The sequence below is a fragment of the Microbacterium sp. 1.5R genome (assembly GCF_007667425.1).
In the GTDB taxonomy this organism is placed as follows: Bacteria; Actinomycetota; Actinomycetes; order Actinomycetales; family Microbacteriaceae; genus Microbacterium.
On the sequence record NZ_VDRC01000001.1, the window covers coordinates 861,476 to 882,094 of the forward strand.

The 20,619-nt window shown below is 69.3% G+C and carries 16 protein-coding genes; 4 read left to right on the forward strand and 12 right to left on the reverse strand.

What is annotated here, in order from left to right:
- Window positions 1–358: 358 nt before the first annotated feature.
- The 6 genes from FSY98_RS04335 to FSY98_RS04360 form a co-directional block, all read right to left on the reverse strand.
- On the reverse strand, window positions 359–571 hold the full coding sequence (locus FSY98_RS04335) for a hypothetical protein (protein WP_144874279.1): 213 nt from the start codon (window positions 569–571) through the stop codon (window positions 359–361).
- A 101-nt stretch (window positions 572–672) separates the two neighbouring features.
- Window positions 673–1,692 carry a M23 family metallopeptidase gene (locus FSY98_RS04340; RefSeq protein WP_186307536.1) on the reverse strand — a complete coding sequence of 340 codons (1,020 nt, stop codon included), beginning with the start codon at window positions 1,690–1,692 and terminating at the stop codon, window positions 673–675.
- Window positions 1,692–2,192, reverse strand: coding sequence for a hypothetical protein (locus tag FSY98_RS16610; RefSeq protein WP_186307537.1), 501 nt, complete (start codon window positions 2,190–2,192; stop codon window positions 1,692–1,694). The genes FSY98_RS04340 and FSY98_RS16610 overlap by 1 nt, the downstream gene beginning before the upstream one ends.
- A gap of 77 nt (window positions 2,193–2,269) precedes the next feature.
- On the reverse strand, window positions 2,270–3,781 hold the full coding sequence (locus FSY98_RS04350; protein ID WP_260857272.1) for a sugar transferase: 1,512 nt from the start codon (window positions 3,779–3,781) through the stop codon (window positions 2,270–2,272).
- 92 nt (window positions 3,782–3,873) lie between these two features.
- Complete coding sequence (locus FSY98_RS04355) at window positions 3,874–5,610, reverse strand: DUF4012 domain-containing protein (protein ID WP_144874285.1); 1,737 nt, start codon at window positions 5,608–5,610, stop codon at window positions 3,874–3,876.
- Between the two features lie 72 nt (window positions 5,611–5,682).
- Window positions 5,683–7,752 (reverse strand): hypothetical protein, encoded by a 2,070-nt coding sequence (locus FSY98_RS04360; RefSeq protein ID WP_144874287.1) that lies wholly within the window; start codon window positions 7,750–7,752, stop codon window positions 5,683–5,685.
- A gap of 164 nt (window positions 7,753–7,916) precedes the next feature.
- Here FSY98_RS04360 and FSY98_RS04365 point away from each other — a divergent pair, with 164 nt between their 5' ends.
- Entirely contained in the window at window positions 7,917–9,044 is a 1,128-nt protein-coding gene (locus FSY98_RS04365) for a glycosyltransferase (RefSeq protein WP_144874289.1), read from the forward strand.
- Window positions 9,041–10,000, forward strand: a complete 960-nt coding sequence (locus tag FSY98_RS04370; RefSeq protein ID WP_144874291.1) for a glycosyltransferase family 1 protein — start codon at window positions 9,041–9,043, stop codon at window positions 9,998–10,000. The genes FSY98_RS04365 and FSY98_RS04370 overlap by 4 nt, the downstream gene beginning before the upstream one ends.
- Here the strand turns inward: FSY98_RS04370 and FSY98_RS04375 are convergent, their stop codons facing one another.
- From FSY98_RS04375 to FSY98_RS04395, 5 genes are all read right to left on the reverse strand, one after another.
- A complete protein-coding gene (locus FSY98_RS04375) occupies window positions 10,001–11,107 on the reverse strand; it encodes a glycosyltransferase (RefSeq protein WP_144874293.1) in 1,107 nt (368 codons plus the stop codon).
- A complete protein-coding gene (locus tag FSY98_RS04380) occupies window positions 11,104–12,204 on the reverse strand; it encodes a polysaccharide pyruvyl transferase family protein (RefSeq protein ID WP_144874295.1) in 1,101 nt (366 codons plus the stop codon). The genes FSY98_RS04375 and FSY98_RS04380 overlap by 4 nt, the downstream gene beginning before the upstream one ends.
- A gap of 67 nt (window positions 12,205–12,271) precedes the next feature.
- Entirely contained in the window at window positions 12,272–13,987 is a 1,716-nt protein-coding gene (locus FSY98_RS16825; RefSeq protein WP_260857273.1) for an ABC transporter ATP-binding protein, read from the reverse strand.
- A complete protein-coding gene (locus FSY98_RS04390; protein ID WP_144874297.1) occupies window positions 13,980–14,831 on the reverse strand; it encodes an ABC transporter permease in 852 nt (283 codons plus the stop codon). The genes FSY98_RS16825 and FSY98_RS04390 overlap by 8 nt, the downstream gene beginning before the upstream one ends.
- A 104-nt stretch (window positions 14,832–14,935) precedes the next feature.
- Window positions 14,936–16,102, reverse strand: a complete 1,167-nt coding sequence (locus FSY98_RS04395) for a nucleotide sugar dehydrogenase (RefSeq protein WP_144874299.1) — start codon at window positions 16,100–16,102, stop codon at window positions 14,936–14,938.
- A 40-nt stretch (window positions 16,103–16,142) separates the two neighbouring features.
- Between FSY98_RS04395 and FSY98_RS04400 the strand changes: the two genes are divergently transcribed.
- Complete coding sequence (locus tag FSY98_RS04400) at window positions 16,143–18,476, forward strand: glycosyltransferase (protein WP_186307538.1); 2,334 nt, start codon at window positions 16,143–16,145, stop codon at window positions 18,474–18,476.
- Between the two features lie 22 nt (window positions 18,477–18,498).
- Here the strand turns inward: FSY98_RS04400 and FSY98_RS04405 are convergent, their stop codons facing one another.
- A complete protein-coding gene (locus FSY98_RS04405; protein WP_144874303.1) occupies window positions 18,499–19,548 on the reverse strand; it encodes a polysaccharide pyruvyl transferase family protein in 1,050 nt (349 codons plus the stop codon).
- 24 nt (window positions 19,549–19,572) lie between these two features.
- Between FSY98_RS04405 and FSY98_RS04410 the strand changes: the two genes are divergently transcribed.
- Entirely contained in the window at window positions 19,573–20,619 is a 1,047-nt protein-coding gene (locus FSY98_RS04410) for a hypothetical protein (protein WP_144874305.1), read from the forward strand.

The window sequence follows — 20,619 nt, forward strand, 5'->3', positions numbered from 1 at the left end:
TCAGTGCGAGGGGGCACACCGAACGCGAGGACCCCGACGTGAAGGGACGCCGGAATCCTCGACCGAGGGCACGGCGGAGCGTCCGCCGTGCAGGCGGGAAGACGCCAGAGCGCACAGAGTGCGCGCGTCGCACGATGATCCCCAAAATCGTTTCCCCAGTTTGACGCGGCGAACCGCGTGAATACAGGAAGTCGAACCCCTTCGACGTCCCTCGACCGCAAGATCCCCAGGCGGTCGATCTCATTCTAAAGGCATCGGGTACCGAAACGCGATACCGCCCTGCCGAATACCCGGAGCCGGACGCAGAGGGCGGTGGCCCTCCCCTGGAGAGCCACCGCCCTGAGTGTATGCGAGCCTGTTACTCGTTCCCGATGGCCTTATCAGCGCTGTCGCGGATCTCGTCGATCTTGTCGGCGGCGCCCGGTGCGATCTTCTTCGCGAAGTCGGCCACTCCGTCGAGGACCTTGTCGCTGATGTCCTCGGCCTGCTCGCTCTTCACGGCCTCGGCGATCTTGTCCTTGTTCTGCTCGTACAGATCCTTGCCCTTGTTGACGGCGTCATCGATGCCCATGCGGGACCCCCTTGGTCGCGTTCGAGTGCGCCGGATGCCCGACGCACGTTCATTCTGCATGGAACGGGATCCGCAGGGAAGACGTGCGACGGGGCGCGAGCTCAGGACTGCCAGTAGTTCTTCTTCACGACCACCTGCTGGATGCGGATGCCTTGATTGAGAGCCCGGACCTGCGCGTACAGGCGGAGCGGACCGGACAGGAAGTAAGGCAACGAGTACTCACCGTAGGTCAGCGAACTCGCTGCGGTCTGCGCGGTCGGCTTGACCTCGACGACGGGCTGCGGAGAAGTGCTGATGACGTTTCCGCTCGAGTCGAGCCCCTGGGCCAGGACCCTGATCTGGAATCCGGACGTCACCCCCGTCGCTGTGAGGTAGATCGTGAGGTCGCCCGTCTCCTTGATCGCCGCACTGCTCTCGGCCAACCAGCTGGAATCGGCGGCAACAGGCATCTTCGCCCAGACTCCGTTCGGGAGGGCGGCGTTCCATGTGTACTTCGTCGACTTGTGCAGGGGCACGGGATCCTCCGGTGGCGGTGGGTAGGGACTGGGGTCGACGTAGTTCTCGAAGTCGACCGAGTTGGCGAAGCCCAGTTGGAGCGGCGTTCCACCGATCCAGAGGGAGACGTGCACATGGGGGCCGTACCCGGTGTCGGTGCCGAACCCGGAAGCGCCCGAATACGCGATCACCTGTCCGCGGCTCACCCGCGCGCCGAGCGGCACGGTGCTCGACTGCAGGTGCAGGTAGCGGATGTAGTTGCCGTCGTCCGCGCGCAGCGCCAGGTAACGCCCGGTGGCGGTGGTCGTGGAGTCCTTGCGGTCGACGATCACTCCGTTGGTCGCCGCCCTGACCTGAGAGCCGGTGACCACGGCGTAGTCGGTCCCCGGCTCCGCCGACGGCGGGTTCCGGTTCCGGTGCCCCTGCCAGGAACTCGAGATCGGAACGTTCCCGCACGGACGCAGGTACGTGCCGGCCGCCAGCGCACTGGTACTCGGAGCGACCAGTTCGCGCCCGATGGCGGACGCCCCGATCGCGGCACCCGCAGCGAGGAGGACGACACGACGGGAGAAGACGGGCCTCAGCGGCTCTGCGTCGGGGAGCTCAGCGTCTCCCGCGTCGCACACTAGCGATCGCCGCCTTCGTTCTCGCCGCGGATGAGGTTCTGGATCTGCTCTTCGGGAAGCGGCTCGAGCGAGGCCGACGACATGCCGAGCTCCGGCGCGGAGGGCGAGCCGCCGATCGTGCACTGGGCCTGCGCCTCGAGACCCGCCGCCTGCGCGGGGACGAGGACGAGCCATTCGGGCGTGACCTCGCGGCGCTCGATGCGGGTGCTTTCCGGAGCGAAGGACACCTCGGCGGGGAACGCAGAGAGCGTCGCGTCGATGCAGATCTGTGCCAGCTCCGCGCCGGCGAACTCGCCGAACTCGGCGGACGACGTCTCCGAGGGCTCCGGACTGGACGAGGGCGCAGGCTCCGTGGCCGACGGCGACGGAGCGGGACTCGTGGCGGTCGAGGTCGGCACCGGAGTCGACGCGTCGGGCGTGGCTGCGCAGCCTGCGGCGCCGCCGAAGAGGATCAGAGCAAGAGCACTCGCGGCCGTGAGCTTCGCAAGGGGGGATCTCATGTTCCTGAATGTACCGATCGCCGGGCGACCTCCGTGCATGGCGCTCGGACAGTCGCCGTAATGACCGGCTCGTCCGGTCAGTGGGCGCCCGCTCCAGGGGCGACGACCGCGCGAACGGTGCGGAACAGGATGATGAGGTCCTGCATGAGCGACCAGTTCTCGACGTAGTAGAGGTCGAGGCGGATGGTCTCCTCCCACGACAGCGACGAGCGTCCGCTCACCTGCCACAGCCCGCTCATACCTGGCTTCACCAGCAGTCGGCGGTGCGCGAAGTCGTCGTAGAGCGCGACCTCGGAGGCACGCTGCGGGCGAGGGCCGACGAGGCTCATGTCGCCGAGGAAGACGTTGATCAGCTGTGGGAGCTCGTCGATGGAGTGCTTGCGGAAGAATCGGCCGACTCGCGTGATCCGCGGGTCGTCGTTGATCTTGAACAGCGGCGTCCCGCCGTCGCCCTGCAGGTCGAGCAGCGTCGCGAGCTGGTCGTCGGCGTCGGCGACCATCGACCGGAACTTGAGCATGCCGAAAGTCCGCCCGCCACGCCCTATCCGGTCCTGTCGGAAGAGAACGCCTCCCGGGGCGTCCACTCTGACCGCGATGGCGGCGATGAGCAGCACCGGTGAGAGCAGGACCAGCAGCAACGACGAGCCGACGATGTCGAAGGCCCGCTTGAGGAACCGCTTGGCCCCTTCCATCCGCGGGAAGTCGACGTGCACGAGCGGCAGTCCGGCCACGGGCGTCGCATGCATGCGGGGGCCCGCGATGTCGGTCAGAACGGGTGCCATGATGAGCTGGATGTCACGGTCTGACACCGAGTACCCGAGACGCCGCATGGTGAGTGGATCAAGGTCGTCCGAACCGACGATGATCAGGGCGTCGAATCGTACCTCGTCGAGCACCGTCTCGACGTCGGCGACGTCTCCGAGCACCTCGAATCCGGCGACGACCTCCTCGGCCGCGTTCTCCGTGATCACCCCGACGATCTCGTAGCCGCTGCTCTTCGCCCGCCTGATCTCGCGACCCACGAGCGCAACCTTCGACGGCTCGCCGATCACCACGGCTCGATGCAGGTACTCCCCGGTCTTCTGGCGACCACGCAACCACTGGCGGCACATCCACCGCGACAGCAGGAGCAGCACCAGTCCCAGTGTGAAGACGAGCGCCACGAGCGCCCGAGAGATCTCCATCCCGAGGAAGAAGGCGATGGCGACCGTGACTGCGAAGACGCCGATGGTCGCGTTGACGATGCGGCGGTATTCGTCGGCTCCGTGCCCGACCGTGTGCCGATCACGGGAGTCCGCCACGTCGAGAGCGATCAGCCAGAGGAAGCCGATCGCGAAGAGCACCGGGAGGTAGGAGATCCGGGGGCCACCCGGCCAGGACACCCCAGTGAGCAGCCCCGGAAGCACCGCAAGCGCGGAGACGATCAGCGTGACGACCACCACGATGAGGTCGTTGTAGAAGAGGCGGCTCGCGTAGAGGCGGGTCCAAGCTGCGCGCCGCGCATTCCTCGCGCGCACCGGCCGCGAAGAGGAGGGTTCGCGCGACGCGCCGGAGTCACCGTGCTCGAGCTGAACGACGACGACTCTCACCCCCTTCGGCTGCGCTGACGCCAGAACGGGAGCAAGTATAACGGTCCCCGACCGCAGGCCCGGTGGCCTCGCGTCTGTCGAGCACCCTCAGATCAGTTGGTGCAGCCGTCCGAGATGGTGGGCTTCGCGCCGTTCACCATCGGGTTCGTGCGCACCGTCAGCGGACCGTAGTCGCCGTTCGGGCCCACGAAGGTCGCCGTCACGTCGACGGAGTCACCCGGGTCGAACCACGCCTCGAATGCGACGACCGGCCGGCCGAGATCGTCGATGTCGCGGTGTGTGACCGAGACCTCATCGCCGTTGAACGTCGCGTCGCTGAGCGTCGTCCCCGGAGGGCCGTAGACGTAGATGGTGTCGCGGAAGCGCGCGCCGAACGTCATGCTCTGCACGTAGCGTGGCAGCGCCTCTGCCTGCCGCTGCGTGAGCGGAAGCGTAAGGGATGCCGTGGCGGTGAACGTCGCGGCATCCGCTTCGCAGGTGGCGGTCGCGCCCGTCGCCGTCTCGGTGAAGTAGTCGATCTTCGAGCCGTTGGTGTTGTTGAAGTAGATGCCGACCGTCGTCGTGTCGGAGTTCGTGGTGGGAAGCACGCCGGCCATCCTGGTGCCCTCGATCGCGTCGGCGATCTGCGCGTCGTCGCTCCAGACCAGAACGCTGCCCTGCTTGGCACTCTCGGTGACCGCCCAGAGCATGTCCTTGAGGTTGAAGTCACCGCTGGCGATCTTGTCGAACACAGCGGCGGCGGTGTCGGCGAAGAAGCCGTCGACGAGCTCCGGTTCCTTATACGAGTCCCAGCGCCCGTAGACCTCGCTGAGCAGCAGGGAGACGGCGTTGTCCTCGGAGAGGACCTCTCCCGAGGCGAGATCGATCGGTCCGGTCGCCTTCAGGATGCGTGAGAGGGCGAGGGGGTCGATGGAAATCACACCGGAGATCTCGTCGTCGGCGATGTCGCGCTGCCACCACGCCCGCATGATCTTGGCCGCGGTGGGGAAATCAGGACGGCTCATGCTCGTGTTGATGTGATCGACGAGGTAGCTCGTGTACAGATCGGTCGCACTCGTCGGCACGTCCACGTCGACGGCGACGCCGTTCTGGTAGTTGCCGCTGTCGCCCTGCCCGCCTATCTCTATCGACCCGCCGTCGACCCGGACCAGGGTCTGTGCGGCAGCGCTGCCGCCGAGAGCGAGGGTCTCGGCGTTGTTCTGGAAGACCAGCAGATAGTTGCGTTCGCCATCCCCTCCCAGAAGACTCGGCAGCGCCCCGATCGCCGGCGCGGCGGCGGACATGACCTCGTCGACATCGGCGACGCCTTCGCGGACGACGGAGACCAGGAAGGGGGACTCCGAAACGGAGGCCAGCCCATCAGCGAGATCCGTGATGCGGTCGGCCTGTTCCTCCGTGGCGGCGAGCAGCCGCTGGGTGATGGATCCGCTCGAGTCCTCGTCGCCCATCACGGGCACGGCGATCCCGTTGACGAGCGCGTCCAGAGACTGCGCGGCGAGACGGACGCCCCGGAGGTTATCTCCGACGACAGGGACCCACTCCATGACCCACCACACCGGGTCGGATGCCGCGGCTCCCGCGCTGGCTGCGCTCTCGGACAGCGCCGGGAGGGCGGCATCCATGTCGCCGCCGTTCTGGATCTCGCTGACAAGCTGCTGGCTCTCCACCAGCCCGTCCTTCACCGTGATAGCGCGAAGTCCGACCCAGCAGACGGCGATGAGGAACGCGATGACGACGATGATGACGACCGTCCAGATCCGCCTCCGCCGTCGCTGGCGGACCGAGATCCGGTCGTCGGTACCGGTGGCACCCTCGCGCGCTGCGCTCATGGAGGAGTTACCTTTCGTGCGGAGACAATCTGGGGAATACTACCGGCGACACCTGGGGCGGACCTGCGCGCCTCACTCGGTCTCGGCGGCGATGAAAACCGGAGAGGCGCCGAGAGTCAGCGTGACCTCACCGTCCTCCGGCTCGAACGACTGCGTCAGACCCGACATGTCCGTCACCAGGAGGGGGACCTCGCTGTCGAAGGTTCGCGACACCTCACCCTGCTTCGCCCAGGCGATGCGCGTCTCCTGATCGCCTTCGCCGAACACCTCGACCGAGGTCGCGTCATCCGACTCGGTCGATGCGAAGGCTTTGTCGCGCAGCTGCGTGATCATGAGGGCCTGGGCGAACGCGCCGGGTTTCGGCGCTAGAGCCACCACGTTCTCCCGCGGAGCGTTCTCGTAGAGTCCGAAGTTCGACTCGCCCGCGGCGAGGTCGGGGGTGTCGTTCACCAGGTCGTACCAGAAGTACTTCTCGACCCCGTTGGCGAACGCCAGCGCCTGATTGCGCACCATCATCTGCCCCTGCTCGAGGGCGCCGACGCCGTCGTAGTGTGTGGGGAAACCCATCTCGGTCACCCAGACGGGCCGTGTCTCGCCCGCCGCCTCCTTCATGTCGGCGTAGGACTGCAGCACCGTGCCGGCGATGAGGTCGGCGTCGCGGTTGATCCACGACTCGTACGGGTGGTAGCTCGCGGCGTCGGTGACAGCCATCCCGCCTGCCTGCCAGAATCCGACGAACCAGTCGCGGTCGTAGAGCGCCGTCGATCCGGTGACGATGGGGAGATCAGGATATGCCGGGCTGACGTGATCCCGCACGGACTGCGCGATCGGCACGTAGCACGCGGGGGCCTGGCCGCACGCGGTGTCGTTCTCCCGATGGTTGAACTCGTTGAGCACCTCGAGGCCGACGAGGTCGAACCTGTCGGCGACGGCCTTGGCATAGGCGCCGTACGCCTGGATCGCTGCGTCGTTCCCCGGCGCCTTGCGTGCTCCATAGAGCCTGTTCCCGTAGACGACGAGGCCCAGCAGCTTCACGTCGTTCGCGTGCATGCGCGTGAACTCCCGCACGTAGTTCTCGTCCCACGCGTATTGACCGGCGGTCTTCTCGTTCCGCTCCCAGGAGATGTCGTTGCGCACCTCGGCGAAGCCGAGCGCCGCCGCCAGCGATCCGGTGCCGACGAAAGCCTCTTTCTCGACGTGCGCCCCCACCCCGAAACGGCCGTCCTGAGCGACGGAGAACCCGTCGGCGTCGATCACCGCGATGTCGGTCTGGATCTGGCGTCCGGAGGCATCGGCCACGGACACCGAGTAGTGCCCCTGCGAGACGCCGGTGAGAGGCATGGCGGACAGCGGCCCCGCAGCGGTGAACTCCCCGGTCACGGGATCGCCTCCGGATGATGAGGTCGCGCTCCACTGCGTGGGGCCCTCGGGGAGCGAGACGGCGAGCAGGGCCGACTCGTCGGTCATCACCAGAGAGTCGTTGACGATGCCGCCGGGCGTCTGCACGGCCTCGAAGGAGCCGTTCGTGACGAGGTTTTCTCCGCCATCCGCGGTGATCGACACGTCATCGATCCCGAATCCGCGCACGGCGCCGGAGAGCACGACGTCGAAGGTCGAAGCGGGGGCCTGATCGGCTGCCGAGGTGAACGGGAACTCGATCGTCTCCCATTCGGCATCGAGCTCGGGGAGGGTGAAGGTCTGACCGGCCGCGGTCAGACGCACTCCCGTCTCGGCCTTCTCATCCGTGAGCGCCCGCACCGAGACGCGGAGCGTGTAGTCGACGCTCGGGGCCAGCGCGACGGGGGCGGATGCCGCGACGATGTCGGCGTCGTCGGCCGGGGCGTCCACGCGCAGGGAGACGACGCCCTCCGAGGCATCGCCGACCTCGGGGAGGACGGTCCCGACGACACCGCGGTCGGCGAGGGCCCAGCCGTCGACCGACGCCCGCGCGACATTCGTGACGGGGACGAGGACGGGCGGTTCGGTCGCAACCGGCACAGGAGTCGGCTCCGAGGTCGGTTCAGCGACCGGGGCGGTCTGCTGATTCGCGATCACCATCGCGGTTGCGGCGCCGCCGCCGACGAGGAGCACGGCGACCGCACTCGCGATGATGATCGTCTTCTTCGTCGCGCGCAGAGCCATCGTGACCTTCCCCCGGGTGTGTGACTTCCAAGATAACCGGTCGGACCGGGCGCACCCGACGCAGCGCGAGGCGCGGGCTCCGATCTTCCCTAGACTCGACGCATGCGTGCAGAGGCTCAGCCGATCCGGCGCGTCGGCGCGCGAACGGGAGCGAGGTCGGTGCGGTGAGCGGTGTGCTCGTGCATGAATGGCTCGCTCCCCGCGGCGGTTCCGAGAACGTCTTCGAAGCGCTCACCGGGGTGTTCCCCGACGCAGCTCGCTACTGCCTCTGGAACGAGAGCGACGGCCGCTTCGAGGTCGACGGCGAGACGTGGCTGGCACGCACGCCGTTGCGCGGCCGCAAGGCGGCATCCGTGCCGTTCATGCCCGTCGCCTGGCGGACGCTGCCGTCGGTCGACGCCGACTGGGTCCTCGCGAGCTCGCACCTGTTCGCTCACCACGCCCGCTTCTCCGGCGCCGCGCACGGCGCGCCGAAGCTCGTCTACGCGCACACCCCCGCACGGTACATCTGGAACCCCGAGCTCGATGTCCGCGGCAGCTCGCTCCCCGCGAGAGCAGTCGCGGGGGCACTGAAGGGACTCGATCGCCGACGTGCGCAGGAGCCCGTGGCGATCGCCGCGAACAGCGCGTTCGTGCAGCAGCGCATCGAGGCGGCCTGGCATCGCGAGAGCGCCGTGATCCACCCTCCCGTCGATGTCACCGGGTTCCTGCGCGCGCCCGAACCCACCGCCCGCGACGAGGCGCTGCTCGCCGGGCTGCCCGAGACGTTCCTCCTCGGCTTCTCGCGCTTCATCCCCTACAAGCGACTGGACCTCGTGATCGAGGCCGGCATCGCCGCCGACGTACCAGTGGTGCTCGCCGGCGCGGGGAGCGATGAAGCCCGGCTCCGCTCGCTCGCAGACGACCGGGCACCCGGTCGGGTCTTCTTCGTGGATTCTCCCGGCCCCGAGCTGTACCGCGCGCTGCTACGACGCTGCATCGCGCTCGTCTTCCCCGCGGTCGAGGACTTCGGCATCGTCCCGGTGGAGGCCATGGCCGCCGGACGCCCCGTGATCGCGCCGGCGCTGGGCGGCACGGCCGAGACCGTCGTGGACGGCCGCACCGGCGCGCTCCTCGAGCATTGGTCGCGCGACGCGATGCGGCGCGCGGTCGAGGTGGTCACCGGACTCTCCGCGGACGCATGCCGCGCGCAGGCCGCGAGGTTCTCCGGCGAGGTCTTCGCCGACCGCATCAGGGCGTGGGTCTCGGACTCCCTCGGTGAGCAGCAGGGGTCCGGGAGGGAGCGCGCATGACTGTCTTCGTCGACGACCGCTACCGCGGCAGTCATGGCATCGGTCGCTACGCCGCCGAGGTGCTCCCCCGGCTCACCGTACCGTGGCAGTCCCTGGGGCTGAGCGGCAGCCCGTTCTCCCCTGTCGACGCGTTCCGCCCCACGGCCGCGCGCGACGGCGCGCTCGTGTACTCCCCCGGCTACGGCGCGCTCGTCCGCGCGCCGCGACAGCTGCTCACCCTGCACGACCTGATCCAGCTGAGCACCCCCGGGATCGGCCGGTGGAAGTTCGCCGCGTACTACGCCGGCCCGGTCAGGAACGTCGTGCGCAGAGCCGGTGTCGTGCTGACGGTCTCGGAGACCTCGGCATCGGCCCTCCGCTCGTGGGTCGACGACGACGATGTCGAGATCGTCAACGCCGGCAACGGGTGTTCGGCCGCTTTCCACCCGGGGGCAGGGGCGGGGCCGCAGGCCGATCCGTACCTCCTGTTCGTCGGCAACGGCAGGGCGCACAAGAACTTCGACGTCGTCCTCGATGCCCTGGCTCTCGCCCGGGACGCACGACTGGTGGCCGTCGTCCCCCACCGCGGGATCGGCGATCTCCGAGCACGAGCGACGCACCGCGGCGTCGATGCGCGGGTCCGCTGGGTGAGCGGCGTGGACGATGAGGGCCTCGCCGACCTCTACCGGGGCGCTGCCGCGACGGTGATGCCGTCGACGCTCGAGGGTTTCGGGCTCCCCGCGCTGGAGTCCGTCCGCTGCGGCACCCCCGTCATCCACTGGGTCGGATGCGAGTCGGTCGCGGAGATCGTCGCCGACCGCGGCGCGGCGGTGTCGTCGTCCGCTGACGCAGGGGAATGGGCCGAGGCGCTGCGCGACGCGCTCGCCACGGCCCGGCGTGTGGAGGCGCCGGACGGATACGACTGGGACCGCACCGCCGGCATCGTCTCCGAGACCATCGCCCGCTTCGGCGACTGATCAGGCGTTCCGGCGCGGCACCGCGCGGATGAACCCCTCCAGCGCATCGGTCTTGCGCTCCCACGATGCCTCGGATGCCGCGCGCTCCCCTGCCGTGTTGGGTGACGGATGCTGCAGCGCACGGCCGAGCGCGGCATCCGCATCGCCCCGGTCGGTGTAGACCTCCACACCGTTCTCCGACGCTCCGGTGATCCCGGGCGTCTGGCGCGCGATGACGGCGAGCCCGGCCGCGAGGTACTCGTACAGCTTCATCGGGCTGCGACCGGCGTTGAGCGGGTGGTCGGAGAGCGGCAGCAGGCCGACGCGCGCGGTGTGCAGCAGTGCGGGCACGTCGGCGTAGGCGATCGCGCCGATGAGCTCGACATTCGACGGCACGCCGCCCGGCGGCCCGGCACCCGGGCCCGCGATGACGAATTCGACGTCCGGTCGGGATCGGGCCCAGGCGTCGACCTGCTCCCAGTCGAAACGGTCGTCGAGGGCACCGACGTAGACGCAGCGTGCTGCCCGAGGCCGTCCCTGCGCCTCGGGCGCGGCGAAGCGCGCGGCATCCGCTCCGTTCTCGAGGACGAGCGACGGCATCCGGATGTCTCCGAGCCCCCGGAGCACCTCGCCGGAGGTCGCGACCACGCCGTCGACCGCGCCGAGGATGCGCCGCTGCAGCGCGTTCTTCAGCCCGTCGGGGTACAGGTCGGTCGGTCGGTAGATCACGCGGTCGGAGAGCGACCGCACGGACGGGTCCCACAGCAGCGGCTGGTCGATGAGCACCGCGTCGAACTCTCCGGCGACACCCTCGCGGGCGAGCAGACCGGCTACGCGCGACGTGCTCATCGGGGCGGGCAGGATCGTACGCGGCACGATCTGCAGCACCCCGTCGTCGTCGCGCTGCGGATGCGAGGGCACCAGGGCGTGCCCTTGCCGGTCCACGCGGCCCGTCAGCCGATGGACGAGCGAGATCGGAGTGCTCAGGTGCGTCACATCCCAGCCGCGCTGCGCGAGCACGCGGGCGTAGTGGTGACTGCCTACCCGGAACGCTCCGAACGGATGGCTGTGCGAGAGGAAGAGGACGCGGCCGGTCGGCGCCTCGGATCGCTCCGGCCCCCGCGTCACGAGCGCACCCTGCGCACGGCTCGCCGGATCCGGTCCTGGACGTCTGCGAGCGTCGCCTCCGCGACGCGCACCCGTTCGGAGATCTCCTCCGCCCTCTCGGACGTCGGGGCGAGCGCGGCGCGCATCCGATCGGGATCGCCCACCGAGTCGACGGATACGTCGTGCACCCCGATCGCCGCGAACGCCTTCGCGATCTTCGCGGTGGGGGCGGGCACCAGCTCGACGGGGATCGCACCGCTCAGCGACGCGAGCACCAGCACGTGCATGCGATCGCTGATCACCAGCTGCGCCCCGTCGTACCGCTGCCGCAGGCGCTCCTCGTGGATGACCGGATCCGTCTCTCCCCAGGCCTCGAACTCCCCGCCCAGGAGCCGTGCCAGCTCGCGTGACCGGTCCTCGTCCTCGCGGACCTGGACCACGGTGCGGATCGTGAGCCCGGCCTCCCGCGCGGCGGCACGCACCGCCGCCACCCACTCCGTGTCGGGCAGCGGACGCGCTCCGCGCAGACTCACCAGCAGTTCGGAGCGCTCACTCCACGACGAGCCGGCCCGCCTCCCTGCGGAGAATCCGATGTCGGGCGCCAGCCGCCCGCAGCGCGCCGTCGCCAGCGTCGCGTCGTCGCGCCACAGCGTCACCTGCGACAGGCGGGCGGCGAGGCGATGGATGCCGAGCGCGGGCCATGAGGGAGCCCGGATGCCGCGCGGCGGCCGCACGACGACCCCGCCCTTGAGGCGGACGATGAGCGTTTCGGCGAGGAACACGAGTTCCCTGAGCTCATTGCCGCGGTCGAGCGGGATCTCGCCCGCCTCGAACACCAGCACCGGATGCCGTGGCGCAGCGACGAGCAGTCGCAGCCAGCGCGGCACCGACGTCTTGCCGCGCAGCACGATCGCGTCGGACGGCAGGCCCAGCTGCGTCAGCCATGAGTCCGGACCCTCGCCCGTGTAGGCCACGAGGTCGTCGCTCGTCCCCCGCGCCCATTCCAGGGTCTCGCGGCGGATCAGTGCGTCGCCGATGTTGCCCGCAGGCCCGGTGAGCGAGACGAATGTCCGTGTTGCGCGGGGCGCTCTCGACGATCGTGGATCCCGGCGGCGCATGAGCCAAATCTAGTCGGTTCCCCCGAGCGACCCGCTCACGCCGTGTCCCGACGTCCGGATCCGTCGATCAGGGGACGGTCGTGCCCGTCCCCGGGTCGGTGCCGGTTCCCGGGTCAGTCCCCGTCCCCGGATCGGTTCCTGTCCCCGGATCCGTGCCGGTCCCCGGGTCAGTGCCGGTCCCCGGGTCGGTCCCCGTCCCCGGATCCGTGCCCGTTCCCGGGTCGACGGGGGTCTCACTCTGCACGGGAGGCGCGGGCTCCGGCTCAGGAGCAGGGGTCTGGGAGGGGCGCCGCACCGGCGTCCTGTCCGGCTCCTCGGTCTCGACCGGGAGCACGCGCGCCACGGAGACGGCGGCGCTGACGCGCACGCCCTCCTCGTTCTGCGCGGTGACCGTGTAGACCACTGCCTCGGCGGCGCAGGAGAACGGGACAGCGCGGTCGGAGAGATCGGCCGGCAGCGCGGCCGCGATCGGGAGCTCCAGGGCGTCCACCTGCGCGTCGCCCGCTCCGATCGCGACGCTGTCGGCGTCGTCGATCTGCCAGCTCAGCAGCACCTGCCCGTCCTCGGCATCCTCGGAGGCGCACTCGACCGTGGCCGTGTTGGCCGTGAAGCTGTTGATCACCGGATCGGCCACCGCAGCGGGCGGCGCAGCGGTCGGTCGCGTGGACGGCTCCGGGTCGGCCGGCGCTGCCGCGGTGCTGAGGGTCCCGATGATCGCACCGGCGGCCACCGCGAGCAGCACGGCGACTCCCGTGAGCACCATGAGGAGAACGCTGCGCGTGCGCGTGCGCTGCTCGAGACGCCGATGACGCTCTCGCCGAGCCCGTGCACGCGGCTCGTCGGCGGTCGAGGTCGCCAGCGGCACGGCTCCCCCGGCAGACGGGCGCGGCCCATCGTCTGCCGCCGAGCCCGCCTCGAACCCGACGGCGACCGGCGCGTTCTTCGTCTGCGGCTTGGGGGCGGACGCTGCGCCGACGGCATTGGCGCCGGGATTCTTGGTCCACGCCACGTACTCGGCGATGACGTCGTCGGTGGGGCCGTCGGCGATGAGTTCGCCCTTGTGCACCCACAGCACCCGCTCGCACGTCTGCTTCAGCGACCCGACGGAGTGGCTGACGATCATCACGAGACCCGCACTGTCACGCAGTTCGTTGATGCGCTTCTCGCTCTTGGTGCGGAACCGCCGATCGCCCACCGCGAGGGCTTCATCGACGAGCAGGATCGAGTGCGCCTTCGCCGACGCGATCGCGAATTTCAGTCGCGCACCCATGCCGGACGAGTAGGTCCGCATGGGGTGGTAGATGAAGTCGTTGAGCTCAGCGAAGTCCGCGATCTCGTCGACGCGCGCTGCCGCTTCCTCGGGGCTGAACCCCATTGCGAGGAGTCCGAGCCTGATGTTGTTCTCGCCGGAGAGCTCGGGCACGAGCGCGGCGTTGACCCCGAGGAGCACGGGGCGCTCGCGCGCGAAGATCGCACCATCGGAGGGCGGGATCAGCCCCGTCATGGCGCGGAAGAGAGTGGATTTGCCCGAGCCGTTGTGGCCGATGACGCCGATCGACTCGCCCTCGTTGGCGGTGAAGCTCACGCCGCGCAGCGCCGGAACGGTCTGCAGATCACGACCGCCCCGGAACGAGCGAAGGCTCATCAGCGACTCGCGCGTGGTCATCCGCTTGCCGGAGGCGTAGACGCGATAGTTCACGTGCACGTTGTCGGCGACGATCATCGGGCGCGGCGCGTTCTCGGGCGCCTCGGCCCGGGTCCCCGGAAGCAGCAGATCAGTCACCGAGACCGTACCTCGGTTCGCCCTGCCAGAAGAAGATCGTTCCGCCGATGACCGTCACGAGCGCCCAGATGGGCGCGGCGATCCACGCGAGCAGGGGGGCGGCGTAGCTGTCGAGCATCACGTCGCGGGCGAGGGAGATGAATTCGTAGGTCGGCAGGAGGTGCGCGATCGTGAGCAGCGTCGGGAACCCGGCGAGCGCCCCGTCGATGTTGAAGAAGATGCCACTGCCGTAGAACAGCACACGGTTGATGATCGGCACGAGCTGCTGGATGTCGCGGGTGCGCACTGAGATCCGCGCGACGATGAGGGCGACACCGAGATTGAACACGCCCATCACCGCGAGGATGGGGAAGATGAGCAGCCAGGACCAGCTGATCGGCTCGCCCAGAATGAGCAGGAGGATGCCGAGCAGGACCATCACCGGGACGATCCGCATCGCCTGCTCGACGATCACCGAGATGGGGAGCAGGACGCGAGGGAAGCCGAAGCTCTGCACGAGCTTGGCATTGCTCGTGATCGACTTCGACCCGCTGCCGAAGCACCCCGTGAAGAACTCGAAGACGAAGACGCCGACGAGCAGGTAGGGCACGAAGTTCGCCGGACGGGCAGCACCGGCGAGGATGAAGTTGAAGATCGTGCCGTAGACGATCGCGAGCGCGAGGGGCTTGAGCACGATCCAGAGCACGCCGAGGCGGTTCGGCAGCAGCCCGCCGATGAGCCGGCTGCCCGCAAGGCGCAGCGCGAACATGCGGAGCTGCCAGGTGTCGGCGAGATAGTCACCGAATCGAGGACGCTTGCCCACCTGGCTGAGCCCGGCGGTCACGGGCGCAGCAATCGCTCCCATTCCGATCCTCTACCTCTCTCCAGCCTGGTACGAGATGCCCGTCGACCAGCGCGGCATATCGGAACATGCTACCCCACAGCTCGCGACTCCCAGGCCGACGACGATCAGTCGCGGCCGTAGATGTCGCGCGTGTAGACCTTATGGGCGACGTCATCGAGAGCGTCGGTCGAGCGGTTCGCGATGATGACGTCGGCGCGCGTCTTGAACTCCTCGAGATCGCGCACCACCTCCGAGTGGAAGAACTCCTCGTCGTCCAGCGACGGCTCGTACACCACCACCTCGACACCCTTGGCCTTGATGCGCTTCATGATGCCCTGGATCGACGAGGCACGGAAGTTGTCCGATCCGGACTTCATCACGAGGCGGTAGACGCCGACCGTACGCGGCCCGCGAGCGAGGATGTCGGAGGCGACGAAGTCCTTCCGCGTGCTGTTGGCGTCGACGATCGCCGCGATGAGGTTCTGCGGCACCTCGGAGTAATTGGCCAGCAGCTGCTTGGTGTCCTTCGGCAGGCAGTAGCCGCCGTACCCGAAAGAGGGATTGTTGTAGTGCGAGCCGATCCGCGGGTCGAGTCCCACACCCTCGATGATCTGCTTGGAGTCGAGCCCGTGCACGGCGGCGTACGTGTCGAGCTCGTTGAAGTAGGCCACGCGCAGCGCGAGGTAGGTATTGGCAAACAGCTTGATCGCCTCCGCCTCCGTCGAGTCGGTGAGGAGCACCGGCACGCCGGTCGCGATGGCTCCCTCGACGAGCAGATCGGCGAAGCGCTGACCGACCGGCCCTCGGTCACCCACGACGATCCGCGACGGGTACAGGTTGTCGTGCAGGGCGCGCCCCTCGCGCAGGAATTCCGGCGAGAACACGATCGCCGCATCGGGGTGCGCCGCCGCCATCCGCGCGGTGAACCCGACCGGCACGGTCGACTTGATCACGATGGCGGCCTCGGGGTTGACCTCCAGCACGGTGTCGATGACCGACTCGACCGAGGAGGTGTCGAAGTAGTTCGTCACCTCGTCGTAATTCGTCGGCGTCGCCACGACCACGAAATCCGCGTCGCGGTAGGCCTCGGTCGCATCCGTCGTGGGTGTGAGATCGAGCTCGCGGGTGGCGAGGTAGTCCTCGAGCTCGACGTCGGCGATCGGCGAGACCCGACGGCGAAGCAGCTCGACCTTCGCCGGATCGATGTCGACCGCGAAGACCGCGTTGTGCTGGGCGAGGATGACGGCGTTGGACAGGCCGACGTATCCGGTCCCGGCGATGGCGATCTTCATGCCCTCAGGCTATCCCGACGCATGGATAGACTCGTGCGCGATGACATCGCGCCCCCTCCTCACGATCGTGATGCCCGTCTCGGATGACGACGAGACCGTTGCGACGGCGATCGAGAGCGCACTCGCGCAGACCGTCGCCGACATCGAGATCGTGTGCGTCGACGATGCGTCGACCGACGGCACCGCGGCACTGCTGGAGGGATTCCGTCGTCGGGACGAGCGGGTGCGCGTCGTGCGTCACGACCGCAATCTCTCGGCCTTCCAGGCCCGCCGAACGGGCGTCCTCGCCGCGCGCGCCGACCGGGTGATGTTCCTCGACGGCGACGACGAGTTGACGCCGGATGCCGCGGCGGTGGCTCTCGCGCGGGCGGGCGAGACGGATGCCGACATCATCGGTGTCGGCGTCACGGTCGTTGAACGGGACGGCCGCACCGGCAGCCCCTACGAGGTGCGGTTGCAGCCTCCCGCAGACACGTTCTCGGGGAACGACGTGCTGCGCGCACTCTTCCCTATCGGCAGACCGGCGCAGGGTCAGCTCTGGCGCTTCGTGTTCCGGGCCCGGCTGTTGAGGGAGGCGTACTCCCTCGTACCGGACGACCTGGTGCTGCCCCGCGTCAACGACCTCCCGCTGCTGTTCCTCGCCGCCGCGCTCGCCACGAGCTACGCCGCCGTGCCGAACAAGGTCTACCGCTACCACTTCGGTCGCGGCGGCAGCGGGCACCGCGTCGACACCGCCGAGAGGGCGCGGTTCTACACCGGGGCGATCGATTCCGTCGACGCCATCGCCACGGCCGTCGACGGACTCGCAGCCACCCATGCGGACCCGGACTTCGTCGCGGAGACATTCGCCTCCGTGCGCCTGTCGATCATCGGCTACGTGATCTACCAGCTCGTCGATCACAGCGACGAAGGAGTGCTCGACGATGCGCTCGCACATCTGCACTCGGTCGCGAGCCCCCATGACGTCGTGCGGGCGGCCGCGCGCTTCTACCCGGCGACGCTCCGGGCGCTGAAGTTCCACGCGACCTGGCAGGGTATGCCGGAGCGGGCGGTGCGCAACGTCCTGCTGGTCACATCGACCCTGCGCACCGGCGGCGTCTCCGCCGTGCTCGCCGCGCAGGCGAGGTATCTGCAGGAGTCCGGCCTGCGCGTGATCGTGGTGGCGCGCAACGGCGGCAGCGACACGAGCGCGCTGCCGGCCGGCATCCAGTTCCGGGAACTGTCCGAGGGCCGGCTGCCCGCCCAGCTGGCGGAGTGGGCCGAGATCTGCCGCGAGCACGAGATCGACGTGGTGATCGACCACCAGGTGCTCTACATGGACACGTGGCCGGAGTTCGCGCTCGTCGCACGCGCTGAGGGCGCCGCGACCATCGGGTGGTTGCACAACTTCGTCGCTCGTCCCGTGTATGACGGCAACGGCCGGCTGTCGCTCATCGAACGATCCAGCGCGACGCTCGCCCAGCTCATCACGCTGTCACCGCTCGACGTCGCGTACTTCCGGTTGCGCGGCATCCATCACGTCGCCCACCTGCCCAACCCTCCCTCGCCGATGATGCTCGAACCCCGGGGGCACCTCGACCCGAAGCGGCCGCCGGCGGGGCGGCTCGACCTCGTGTGGTGGGGGCGCCTCGAGCAGCGCACCAAGCAGGTCCGCGAGCTCGTACGGGTCGGCGTGCAACTGCGCACGCTGGGTGTGCCGTTCACTCTGCGGATCATCGGCCCCGACTGGGACGACGTCACCGCGCGGAAGCTCAATGCCCTGGCGCGTCGGCGCGGCGTCGGCGACGCCGTCGTAGCCGTGGGCCCCTTGCGCGGGGCGGCATTGGTCAGCGCGATCGACCAGGCGGACGCGTTCGTCTCGACGAGCATCATCGAGGGGTATCAGCTCACGATCGCCGAGGCGCAGGCCCGCGGGCTGCCGGTGTTCATGTACGCCCTGCCCTGGCTCACCCTCGTGCGGGAGAACGACGGTGTGGTCTCGGTGCCCCAGGGCGACGCGCGTGGGCTCGCCCTGCGGCTGGCGGAGATGCTCGAGGATCCCGAGCTCTACGCGCGGCTGTCACGCGCGTCGCAGCAGGCCGCGACCCGGGCGCGCGAGCACGACTTCGCATCGCTGTACCGGGATGTGGTCGCAGGAGAGCTCGCAGCGGAGTTCTCGCCCTCGCCGACTCTCGATGACGCCCACGACCTGCTCGGCCTGCTGGTGTTCTTCGCGGAGCGGGCCGACGGCCGTGCCGTCGCTCCCGCGGACTCCGGGTCGCGGGGACAGCGGGTCTGGCGATCCGCGGCGCCGATCGGTCGGGCGGCCCTGCGGCGCCTACCGTGGCTGAAGCCGCTCGCTCACCGAGCAAAAGGGTGGCTCGGCGCGCGCTGAACGCCCACGCCCCTGACTCCCGTCAGGCGACGGCGTCCATCGCTGCGCGGATCCGCGTCGTCAATGCGGCGATCTCGGCTCGGGCGGAGCTGATCGCCGGTGCGAGCGTCGGAAGGTGGGTCTCGACACTCTGCGCGAAGCCGTCGAACTGCTCGTATCCGCCGACGAGGTCGCCCAGGCCGACCGCCGCGAGCAGCCGGGAGATCTTGTGCGGGTCGCTGCCGGAGCCGAGCGGGAATGCCCCCTCGGTCGCACCGATGATGAGGCCGTGGGCCCGGTCGCTGATGACGGCGAGCGACCGGCGGTAGACGTCGCGCACGTACACGTCGAGCACGTCGTGCCGCATGCTCGGGGGCATCAGGTACTCGCCGCCGAGCGCCTGCGCGAGGCGCACCGCGCGCGGCGCGTCCCGCGCCACCTGAGCGACGGTGACGATGCGGGTGCCGGTCGCCGCTGCGAAGGCCTGCACCGCGGCGAGCCAGTCTTCGCCCGGCCACGCCCGATCAAAACGCATGGTCACGGCGATGAGGGGGCGTTCGGTCGCGGCCGCCCAGTCATCCACAGGCGTGCCCTCGGAGTACGCCCAGTCCGGGGCGACGTCGCCGAACCCGGCGCCGTCGCGCGACCCCCGGTCCCGCCAGGACATCACCGATGCTTCCCGCATGACCGGGTCGAAGGCGACGCCCTGAACCCTGTCGACGTTCTTGATGCCGATGCCGGCGAAGATCACTGCCCCTCCGGCATCCAGCACACGCGCGCACTCCGCAGCCCGACGGGCGACGGGGAAGTGTCCAGCGCGGGGATTGATCTCGCCGGCGTTGAACGCGTGCACGGGACGCGCGGTCGCCGCCTCTGCCTCGACCCACGTCCCCCTGCTGCGGTGAACAGTGAGATCGGATGCCGGCGCGAAGCCCGCAGCGAAGTCGCTCGTCGCCTCTCCGAGGTAGACGTGTACGTGCCGCCCGGTTCCGCGCAGCGCGTGCAGGTATGCGAGCCGCAGTGCGGAGTCGCCGAGGTTGTCGTCCTGCCCGCTGAGCTGGGCGAACACATGCTGAGTCGGTTTCGCAATCACTGCACCCCACTATATGGTGGCTCTGTGTTCTCCCTGCCCCTCCTCAGGACCGGGGCAGCGACTGAGCAGCACGCGGCTGGGCCTGCCGCTCCGACGGTGCTCGTCGCCTCCCGCCCGCCGCGGTTTCGGGTCGATTTCGTCGACCAGCTGGTGGGCGACGACTCTGAGGGCCGAGCTCCGAAGGACGTCGTGCTCGAGTTCCGCACCGATCCGTTCCGCTCGGACGGCGTGGACGTGATCCACGTGTCCGACGTCACCGCCGTCCTCGGATCCGACGGCGCCCCGGAGCGTCGGCAGGTCCGTCGTGCAAAGCGCTTCGTCAAGATGCTGCGCCGGAGGCGTCTGGCCCTCGTTCTCACCGTCGGCGCGGCGGGCGGAACGGGCATCTCGACTCAGGCCGAGGATCTCATCCGCGCCGCCGCGACGACCATCACCTCTCCGACGCCGCCGCTCCCGGCCGGCCGGGAGCGCGTGCTCACCATCGGACACAGCCACCTGCGGGATCGGTTCCTCGGCTTCCCTCGTGGGGATCAGGTCGCGGGCCGACTGCTGGTCACCGCGCTCGCGTCACTGCACCCGTCCGCGCGGACCGTGCTCAACGTGTTCGGCATCGCCGAACTCCCGGAATGGACTCTGCGCCTCTCCGGCGGCGTGCCGGTGGAGGAGACGGATGCCTATGCGCACGCCCTCGCAGATCATGCGGGCGCTGTCTCGCTGCGTGACGAGATGCTCTCCGATGCGGAGACCATCCTCGAAGTGAGCCGCGCCGAGGTGGTGATCGTGCCGGCTGCGACGACTCTGGAAGCGCAGACGATCATCATGCTGGCGCTGTCGCAGGAACGGCCGGTTCTCATCGAGGATTCCGACTACGCGGAGGCGCTGGCGAATGAGGTCGGCTCCGCGTGGGTGCGACGCCACACCGGTCCCCTGACGGCGGCCGCACTCGAGGCTGCGCTGGCCGCATTCCGCGCCGATCCCCCCGAGGGTCGGCCGGATCTCGACGCGCGCGCACCCAATGCCGTCAGCGCTCGCTACCACGCCGTGTACCACGACGCCGCGGCCGCGCGCTGA